Raw genomic sequence first — 8,487 nt, forward strand, 5'->3', positions numbered from 1 at the left:
TCCACCGGTACAGCCGGTTTAGACGCTGACGACCCTTCCAAAAATTCGATCTCACCAGCCCATCGAAAGTGGGCTTCGACTATATCTATCTTGAGAAGGGACTACCCCCGTGAGCATGGGAACCGTGAAGTGGTTTAACGCAACCAAGGGCTTTGGCTTCATTCAGCCCGATGACGGCGGCAACGACGTGTTCGTGCACATCAGCGCCGTCGAGCGCGCCGGACTTGGAACGCTGCGCGAAGGCCAGAAGATATCTTACGAGATCGTTGCAGATCGCCGCTCTGGCAAGTCTTCTGCCGACAACCTGCGCGCCGCCGGATAAACTCGCTCAAGCCTGAAGCTTGCGAGATTTTGCCGGAATGAAAATGAAAGGCCGCGTTCGCTGCGCGGCTTTTTTTTGATCGAGTCGGCGCTTTGCTTGCTGGCCTAGCTCTTCGGACAATTGCCCGTATCCGTGTTGTACAGAACGCATGAGCCGATACGCGGGCGCATGTAGGTCTTGTCGCCCAGCGGAACGCCGCCGATCCCCATGACATAACCAACGGCCGGCTTGTAGAGATAACTGGTCTCGGTGAAGATCAGGTATTGATCGGCGATGATCTTGTTCTGCGCATCTCTGGCAATCAGATTGGCCGGCAGCGGAGCCGTCGAACCGGCTGTCCGGGGCGCGTCTCCCTTGCTCCACTGGGCGCGGGCAACGCCGGTCGAAGGATCGACATAGATTTCGGTGATCGTCGTCTTGAGCGGAGTGGAGGAATAGGGCGTCAGCATCGCGTTAGCGATCTTGCCGAAATTGGTGATGTCGACGTCATGGACGCTGGGATACCGCGAAACCAGGTCGGCAAGCCCTTGCGTCAGCATCGAGATCTTTCGATCGACGGCCACCGCGGACGAAAACTCGATGGTCCCGAAGAATATCACCAGCATCAACGGTACGATCACCGCAAACTCGACCGCTGCATTGCCGCGTTTGTCACGAAGCAGTCTTAAGGCCGACCGCCGCAGCGAAGGCGAGGGTCCTGAGCGCGCGAAAATCTTCATGAATTTCACCGTCATTGAGGGCGAAGCGCGATCGTCGCAGCCAACAGTTTCTTGCTGTTGCTGGTGCCGCGGCCGATATTCGCAATGTTGTAGCCCAGCCCGGTGACGACCAGCGGCCATTGATAGAAGCCGCGGATGACGACGGTCTGAGTGGGATCGGTCGGGGGCTGATACGTGCAGGTGCCGCTGAAATTTCCGCTGCTATCGATGGGATCGGTGATGGTGATGGGCGACCCCGCATTGTATGATCTCACTTCAGTGCAGACGTTTGCGCACGCGAACAATGTGGCGACGCGGTCGCACAGCGCCTGCTTGAAAACCACCTCCGTCGGGCTCTGACTCGTATAGAACAGCCGGCTGGTGTCCTGCACTCCGGTCTCCAGCACCTGGCCTGCGAAGAACACCAGCGCCGTCTCCATGATCGCGAACAGCAATCCGAAAAATGCCGGAGCCACCAGCGCAAATTCGACGGCGGCCGAACCGCGCCGGTTGCGGCGGAATCGCCGCAATGCTTTTCTGACGGCGACGACGGAATCAGCGGACGATGACATCGATCGATCCCTCAGGGGAAATTGCTCCCGCAACGATTACCTGAAAGTGATTGTCGAAGTGTTTCGCCGGATAGCTGCAGAATGCACCGCGCCGTAAACCCGGCGTTAACCTTTTCCGAAATGCGATCCCGAAAGCGGCCGTGATTCGCGGCAAGCGCCGCGAGCGCATCCGGCGGATATAGTCGTCAGTTCTGCGGCTTGGCCGCGGCGGCGCTGCCGCTGGCCTGACCGCTGAGCGCGCTGGCCTGGTCGATGGTCGACTTGAAATATCCCTCGCCATCGCCAAGCGTGACCCGCCGCTGGCACGTCGGCTTGCAGCTGTATGACTCGCGGTCGACCCCGCGATAGACGGTGACGAGCTGGTCGGTGGGGCCTTCGACCTCAATGATGCGGTCGACCAGAACCTGGCCACTGCGGTCCATCGCGATGAAATTGGTTGCGCCATAACCCTTGCCGGTGACGACAATGATGCCCCCGGTCTGCAGGGTTACGTCCGCGATCAGCGGGTTGCCTACGACGATGGTCGCGACGCGGTCGGGCAGCCTGACGAGCTTGGCCTGATCGACATTGACCGCGATGATATCGCCGGTGGCGGCGGCAAACGCGCTGGCCGGGACCAGCAGGATTCCAATCGCCAGCGACCGCAATACGACAAACACGCGCGTGGTGGCGCGCAAGAACCTGACCGACATACTGTACCCCGGGGCATTAACAAGCCGGCTAAAGCGATACGCAGCGGAGCCGGCGCCCGACATGGCAAATCTGCCGTTAATTGATGAACGAACTGCAAACGGGGCGTGAGATATCCCGTACCCTTTCCTACACCCGGAACGGATGGGCCAATTGTCCGCCGATTTCAGACGGAATCTTCTGATCGTCGACGCCGTAATTGTCGGGAAGCGCGCCCTCCGGCATCCGGAACGTTCCGAATAGGATGTCCCAGACCGGGAACGTCCCGGCAAAATTGGTGTCGCCGCCCTGGTCCGGCAATGTGTGATGCCAGCGGTGGAACACCGGGGTGGCAAGCACGTATCTGAACGGGCCCAGCGTCCAGTTCAAATTGGCGTGGACGAAAGCCGAATGGAATGTGTTGAAAGGCCCGACCCACAGCATGACGTTCGGCGATATGCCCGCGAGCAGCAATATGACATCTACCGCGATGGTTCCCAGAAAGAGATTCACCGGATGGAAACGCGCCGCCGAGATCCAGTCGAGGTCTTCGGATGAATGATGGATGGCGTGGTATTTCCAGAACCCGCCGCCATGAAACATGCGGTGTAGCCAGTAAAGCATGAAATCGGACAGCACCAGAAACAGTATGCCTTGCAGCCATAACGGCAGTTCGGACAGCGGCCCATGACCGTTGTCGTAGAAGGCGATCAACTGGTCGGCGTCATGGATCTTGAAGATGACTCCGGCGCCGATCACCAGCAGACCGACCCGCGCCACGCGACCCAGCAACGGAACGAAGAACCAGTAGATGATGTCGGTGATGAGCTCGCGCTTGCGCCACCACGGCTTTCCGGGATTGCAGGCCCAGAAATGCGTCAGCAGGGAAAATATTAGGGCCAGCACAATCGTGATGGGCACCACCTTGGCGATCGTCTGGCCGAACATTTCGACGACTTCCAGGGGTAAACTCGACATGGCCGCCTCGCAGGGATCGGGGACCCCAGCGTTACCGCCTCATGCTTAAAGAGCCATGAATCCGGGGTGTCCCGCCCGGGGCCGGATCGGCAGCCGAGGAATTCGTTGCATTTTGGCGCACCTCTTAAATCCAAATTTACTGTGCTTAAGAAGAGCGGGTTGCAACCGCATTTCAGCAATCGAATTAACTGCGCTGCAATTCTCCGATCATAGGGTGGCATCATGGTCACGGTGCTGAGAACGCCGGCGAGACCAACGTAAAGTTCGACAGCCACGTGTACACATGGAGTTTACCTATGAAGAGTCTCATTGCGCGTTTCGTGAAGGATGAGTCGGGCGCCACCGCCATCGAATACGGCCTGATCGCAGCCGGCATTTCGCTCGCGATCATTGCCGTGGTCAACGGCCTCGGCACCAACCTCAACACCAAGTTCACCTCGATCAACAACTCGCTGAAGTAAGCGACCGTTGCTGGCCACCATCAAGGGCCTCGGTCTCCGAGGCCTTTTTTGTTCGACCGCCTGGTTGTTGCCGAAATGGTGCGAATTTCAGTCCATGGCACCGCCCGAGCCGTTGCCGTCAGCATACGTTCGGGATGGCACGCCCGCGAAGATCGTCTGCGCGGGGCTGGTGCTGGCGTTTGTTGTTCTGGTGTTTCGAATCGCCACCGTCTGGTGACGCGCCCGCCGTTTCCCGATTGTTTACATCTCACGGGCTAGACTCCGGCGGCACCCGCTATCGTGCCTGCACGGGCCATGACCCCATGATCCTCGACATCGCCCGCCTTTTGCTGTTTCCGGCCCTGATGGCGTTCGCGGCGGCAAGCGACCTTTTCACCATGACGATCTCAAACCGGGTGTCGCTGGCGCTGTTCGGCGGCTTCCTGGGGCTGGCCGTCCTGAGCGGGATGGGACTGCAGGACATTCTCTCGCACCTCGGCGCTGGCGCCGCGGTCCTTGCGGTGGCGTTCAGCTGTTTTGCGTTTGGCTGGATCGGCGGCGGCGACGCCAAGGTCGCAGCCGGGGCCGCGCTCTGGTTCGGCTTCGCTCATCTGCTGGATTACCTGGTCTACGCCTCGCTGTTCGGCGGCGCGTTGACATTGCTTCTGCTGCAGTTCCGGCAATGGCCCCTGCCCTACGCCCTCGGCGGGCAGACCTGGCTGCTCAAGCTGCACGCCAAGGACAGCGGCATTCCCTATGGCATCGCGCTCGCCATCGGCGCGCTGGTGATCTACCCCGAAACCGACTGGATCAAGGCGGTCGATCTGACGCGCTTTGCCATGCAGTGATCGCGCCGGCGAAACTTCTCGTTAACGCGATTTAGATACGCCTCATTAACCATGCTTTGACGAATAGCTGGTCAACTCCCATCACAGCGGCGGAAGCGTCGCGGCGTAATGTGGAAAGTTGAAAGCGTATGAATACCGCACGCATTGTCGTCCTGACCATCGCTGTCGGTGCCGGCGGCGTCGCCGCATATCTTGCAAGTGGTTCCGATACCAAAGCTCCGACCGAGCCGGTCGTGCAACTGCAGACCGTCGATGTCTTGGTCGCCAAGAACGACATCGGCCTCGGCAAATCGGTGACTGCGGACGATCTGCAATGGCAGACGTGGCCTGCTGCCACCGCGAGCAACAGTTTTATCCGTCGCAACGAGCGGCCCGAAGCAACCAAGGAAGTCCTAGGCTCGATCGCCCGCGCGCCGTTCATCGCGGGCGAGCCGATCCGCGAGCTGAAGCTGGTCAAGGCCGACGGGTCCGGATTCATGGCGGCGATCCTGCCGACCGGCATGCGCGCGATCTCCACGGAAATTTCCCCGGAAACCGGCGCCGGCGGCTTCATCCTCCCCAACGATCGGGTCGACGTGATTCTGTCGAAGCGCGAGAAGAACCCGGACCAGAAAGGTTCGCCGGATCTCGTCCACTCGGAAGTCATCCTGAGCAACATCCGCGTGCTCGCCATCGACCAGGCGCCGAAGGAAAAAGACGGCCAGAACACCGTGGTCGGCAAGACCGTCACGCTCGAACTGAAGCCGGAGCAGACAGAAACGCTGGCGCGCGCGCGCCAGAGCGGTACGCTGTCGCTCGCGTTGCGCAGCATCGCCGACCTCAACGTGACGGAGAAGCCTTCTGACGATCGCATCAAGCGCGGCGACAGCATCAATGTCGTCCGCTACGGCGTTTCGAGCCCGACGACGACGCAGAAGTGACCGAAAGGACTGAAGGACATGCAGCGCAGGGGAAACCAACGATCAATGCGGGCCTTGATGGTCCGCGCCCTGTCGTTCTCGGCCATTACCGCGCTGGCGCTTACTCCGGTTCTGACCCCGGTGGAGGCCAGCGACTACCGCGCTGCGGCGCCGCTCGCCGCCGACGGGCAGATGAATGCGCGCTTTCTTGCGCTCGGCATCGGCAAATCGATCGTGGTCGACCTGCCGCGCGACATCAAGGACGTGTTGGTGGCCGATCCGAAGATCGCGAATGCGGTGGTGCGTACGGCGCAGCGCGCCTACATCATCGGCGCCGCGGTCGGCCAAACCAACATCGTGTTCTTCGATCCGGCGGGCCAGCAGATCGCCGCCTATGACATCGCGGTCACGCGTGACCTCAACGGCATCCGCGCCGCGTTGAAGCAGACCCTGCCGAATTCCGATATCCGGATCGAGGGCCTCGGCGACGGCGTCATGCTGTCCGGCTCGGTGTCGAGTCCGATCGAGGCTCAGCAGGCCGGCGATCTGGCCGCGCGGCTGGTGGGCGGCGCCGACAAGGTGGTCAACAGCATCGCCACGCGCGGCCGCGATCAGGTGATGCTGAAGGTCACCGTCGCGGAAGTGTCGCGCACCCTCATCAAGCAGTTGGGCATCGATCTCACCGCCAACCTGAACTACGGCACCTCGGTGGTGAACTTTACCAACTCCAACCCGTTCACCGCGCTCGGCCGCTCGCTCGCCGGCAATGCGATAGCAACCGGTTTCGGCAACGCCACGTCCGCCGGCGTCCCGTCGGTACAGGCCACCATACGCGCGATGGAAAGCGCGGGCGTGATCCGCACGCTGGCCGAACCGAACCTGACGGCGATTTCCGGTGAGTCGGCGACATTCATCGCGGGCGGCGAGTTTCCGGTCCCGGCCGGATATTCCTGCGACCCCATCACACGCGTTTGCAACACCCAGATCAGCTTCAAGAAATTCGGCATTTCTCTCAACTTCACGCCGGTGGTGCTCGCCGAAGGCCGGATCAGCCTGCGGGTGATGACCGAGGTCTCGGAACTGTCGAATGACAATTCCTTTACGCTGGTCCAGTCGCAAGGCAATGCGCTGACGGTTCCTTCGATCAGGACCCGGCGCGCGGAAACGACACTGGAAATTCCATCCGGCGGCGCGATGGCGATGGCCGGCCTGATTCAGGAACAGACCAAGCAGGCGATCAACGGGTTGCCCGGCCTGGCGCAATTGCCGATTCTCGGAACGCTGTTCCGAAGCCGCGACTTCGTCAACAACCAGACCGAACTGATGGTGCTGGTGACGCCTTTTGTGGTCCGCGCCGTTGCGCAGAAGGATCTGTCACGTCCCGATGACGGCTTTGCGGATTCGTCCGATCCGCAGGCGGATTTGCTCGGCAGCATCAACCGCATTTACGGGGTGCCGGGCCGCGCCGAGCCGGCCCGCAATTATCGTGGCACTTACGGCTTTATCACGGACTGAGGCGGGACGAGGACCGAAACGATGACGACCAAAGTACCCGCCGATCGCAACCGCGCCCTCCGCCTGGGGGGCGCTCTGGCCGCGCTTTCGGTCGCGCTGGGCGCGTGCAACACCCTTACCCCCACCACCGGAGAACTGACGGCGGGCATTCCCAACGATTATCGCCAGCGTCATCCCATCGCGATTCAGGAAGCCGACCGCTCGGTCGAACTCTTCATCGGCAATTCGCGCGGCGGTCTATCCGCCGCGCAACGCGCCGATGTCATGGGGCTGGCACAAACCTGGCTGCGCGAAGGAACCGGGGCGATCAATGCCGACGTGCCGACCGGCACGCCGAATGCCCGCGCGGCAGCGGACTCATTCCGCGAAGTTCGGGCGCTGCTCGCTGCCGCCGGCGTGCCTCCGCGTGGAGTTGTCGTGCGCAACTACCGTCCCGACGATCCGCGCCAGCTGGCAACGATCCGGTTGAATTATCCGAAGATCACCGCAGTTGCCGGCCCCTGCGGCCTGTGGCCGGAGGATATCGGGCCTTCGATCCACAACCCGAGCTATCTGGAGAACAAGCCGTACTACAATCTCGGCTGCGCCTATCAGCGCAACATGGCAGCGATGGTCGACAATCCGGCGGATCTGGTGCAGCCGCGGCCTGAAACTCCGCCTTATACGGCGCGGCGCATTACCGGTTACGAAAAATACAAGAAGGGCGTCACCACGACGACCACCTATCCGGAAGCCGACAAGGCCAAACTCAGCGATACAGGCAAATGATCAGCTACGCGCGCCAGAACCCGGAACAACCGCCGGCGGCCACGCCGGCCGCGGACGATCACATCGCGCCGGCGCCGCGCGTATCGGTGCAGGCGTTTTGCGAGACGGAGGAAACCGCCTCCGCCGTGCAATCGGCCGGCGAAGACCGCCGCCTCGGCAAAGCCCATCTCAAGATCCAGATGGGCGGCATGGCGGCCGCGATCGAAGCCTATCGCACCGCGCCGACCCCGAATGTGATCATCCTGGAAACCGAGAGCCGCAGCGATATTCTCGCCGGGCTGGATCAGCTTGCGACGGTTTGCGACGCCGGCACCCGCGTGGTCGTGATCGGCCGCGTCAACGACGTGACGCTGTATCGCGAACTGGTTCGTCGCGGCGTCAGCGACTACGTGATCGCGCCCGTCAATACAATCGACGTGGTGCGTTCGATTTGCGGCCTGTTTTCGGCGCCGGAAGCCAAAGCGGTCGGCCGGATCATCGCCATTGTCGGCGCAAAAGGCGGCGTCGGCGCATCCACCGTCGCGCACAACGTCGCCTGGGCGATTGCGCGCGATCTGGCGCTGGATTCCGTGGTCGCCGATCTCGACCTTGCATTCGGCACCGCCGGCCTCGACTACAATCAGGACCCGCCGCAGGGCATTGCGGATGCGGTGTTCTCGCCGGACCGGGTCGATACCGCATTCGTCGACCGCCTGCTGTCGAAATGCACCGACCACCTCAGCCTGCTGGCGGCGCCGGCGACCCTCGACCGGGTCTACGATTTCGGCGCCGAAGCCTT

12 protein-coding genes are annotated in these 8,487 nt (G+C 61.8%); 8 read left to right on the top strand and 4 right to left on the bottom strand.

Annotated features, from left to right (window positions below):
• Window positions 1–109 precede the first annotated feature (109 nt).
• The gene (locus tag VGP39_RS15760; RefSeq protein WP_011474122.1) at window positions 110–322 is read left to right on the top strand and encodes a cold-shock protein; all 213 of its coding nucleotides are present in this window, start codon (window positions 110–112) and stop codon (window positions 320–322) included.
• Window positions 323–426: 104 nt separating this feature from the next.
• Here the strand turns inward: VGP39_RS15760 and VGP39_RS15765 are convergent, their stop codons facing one another.
• The 4 genes from VGP39_RS15765 to VGP39_RS15780 form a co-directional block, all read right to left on the bottom strand.
• Entirely contained in the window at window positions 427–1,041 is a 615-nt protein-coding gene (locus VGP39_RS15765) for a TadE/TadG family type IV pilus assembly protein (RefSeq protein ID WP_327569035.1), read from the bottom strand.
• Between the two features lie 11 nt (window positions 1,042–1,052).
• Window positions 1,053–1,592, bottom strand: coding sequence for a TadE/TadG family type IV pilus assembly protein (locus VGP39_RS15770; RefSeq protein ID WP_327569036.1), 540 nt, complete (start codon window positions 1,590–1,592; stop codon window positions 1,053–1,055).
• Between the two features lie 185 nt (window positions 1,593–1,777).
• A complete protein-coding gene (locus tag VGP39_RS15775; RefSeq protein ID WP_327569037.1) occupies window positions 1,778–2,284 on the bottom strand; it encodes a pilus assembly protein N-terminal domain-containing protein in 507 nt (168 codons plus the stop codon).
• 127 nt (window positions 2,285–2,411) lie between these two features.
• Complete coding sequence (locus tag VGP39_RS15780) at window positions 2,412–3,239, bottom strand: sterol desaturase family protein (RefSeq protein WP_327569038.1); 828 nt, start codon at window positions 3,237–3,239, stop codon at window positions 2,412–2,414.
• Between the two features lie 296 nt (window positions 3,240–3,535).
• Here VGP39_RS15780 and VGP39_RS15785 point away from each other — a divergent pair, with 296 nt between their 5' ends.
• From VGP39_RS15785 to VGP39_RS15815, 7 genes are all read left to right on the top strand, one after another.
• Complete coding sequence (locus VGP39_RS15785) at window positions 3,536–3,700, top strand: Flp family type IVb pilin (RefSeq protein ID WP_327569039.1); 165 nt, start codon at window positions 3,536–3,538, stop codon at window positions 3,698–3,700.
• Between the two features lie 7 nt (window positions 3,701–3,707).
• Entirely contained in the window at window positions 3,708–3,917 is a 210-nt protein-coding gene (locus VGP39_RS15790) for a hypothetical protein (protein ID WP_327569040.1), read from the top strand.
• Window positions 3,918–4,002: 85 nt separating this feature from the next.
• The gene (locus VGP39_RS15795) at window positions 4,003–4,527 is read left to right on the top strand and encodes an A24 family peptidase (RefSeq protein ID WP_327569041.1); all 525 of its coding nucleotides are present in this window, start codon (window positions 4,003–4,005) and stop codon (window positions 4,525–4,527) included.
• Window positions 4,528–4,655: 128 nt separating this feature from the next.
• Entirely contained in the window at window positions 4,656–5,447 is a 792-nt protein-coding gene (gene cpaB / locus VGP39_RS15800; RefSeq protein ID WP_327569042.1) for a Flp pilus assembly protein CpaB, read from the top strand.
• A 45-nt stretch (window positions 5,448–5,492) separates the two neighbouring features.
• Window positions 5,493–6,941, top strand: coding sequence for a type II and III secretion system protein family protein (locus tag VGP39_RS15805; RefSeq protein WP_414644688.1), 1,449 nt, complete (start codon window positions 5,493–5,495; stop codon window positions 6,939–6,941).
• 21 nt (window positions 6,942–6,962) lie between these two features.
• Window positions 6,963–7,709: a CpaD family pilus assembly protein gene (locus VGP39_RS15810; RefSeq protein WP_327569044.1), complete on the top strand. Its 747-nt coding sequence runs from the start codon at window positions 6,963–6,965 to the stop codon at window positions 7,707–7,709.
• Window positions 7,706–8,487, top strand: a 782-nt coding sequence (locus VGP39_RS15815) for an AAA family ATPase (RefSeq protein WP_414644689.1), incomplete at its 3' end; no start/stop codon positions are given. The genes VGP39_RS15810 and VGP39_RS15815, both read left to right, overlap by 4 nt.

The sequence above is a fragment of the Bradyrhizobium sp. genome, from assembly GCF_036009065.1.
GTDB lineage: Bacteria > Pseudomonadota > Alphaproteobacteria > Rhizobiales > Xanthobacteraceae > Bradyrhizobium.

Bases quoted from the DNA above. Each gene is read 5' to 3' on its own strand.
- VGP39_RS15765 (WP_327569035.1), bottom strand. From the start codon at position 1,041: ATGAAGATTTTCGCGCGCTCAGGACCCTCGCCTTCGCTGCGGCGGTCG.
- VGP39_RS15770 (WP_327569036.1), bottom strand. From the start codon at position 1,592: ATGTCATCGTCCGCTGATTCCGTCGTCGCCGTCAGAAAAGCATTGCGG.
- VGP39_RS15775 (WP_327569037.1), bottom strand. From the start codon at position 2,284: ATGTCGGTCAGGTTCTTGCGCGCCACCACGCGCGTGTTTGTCGTATTG.
- VGP39_RS15780 (WP_327569038.1), bottom strand. From the start codon at position 3,239: ATGTCGAGTTTACCCCTGGAAGTCGTCGAAATGTTCGGCCAGACGATC.
- VGP39_RS15785 (WP_327569039.1), top strand. From the start codon at position 3,536: ATGAAGAGTCTCATTGCGCGTTTCGTGAAGGATGAGTCGGGCGCCACC.
- VGP39_RS15795 (WP_327569041.1), top strand. From the start codon at position 4,003: ATGATCCTCGACATCGCCCGCCTTTTGCTGTTTCCGGCCCTGATGGCG.
- cpaB (WP_327569042.1), top strand. From the start codon at position 4,656: ATGAATACCGCACGCATTGTCGTCCTGACCATCGCTGTCGGTGCCGGC.
- VGP39_RS15805 (WP_414644688.1), top strand. From the start codon at position 5,493: ATGCGGGCCTTGATGGTCCGCGCCCTGTCGTTCTCGGCCATTACCGCG.
- VGP39_RS15810 (WP_327569044.1), top strand. From the start codon at position 6,963: ATGACGACCAAAGTACCCGCCGATCGCAACCGCGCCCTCCGCCTGGGG.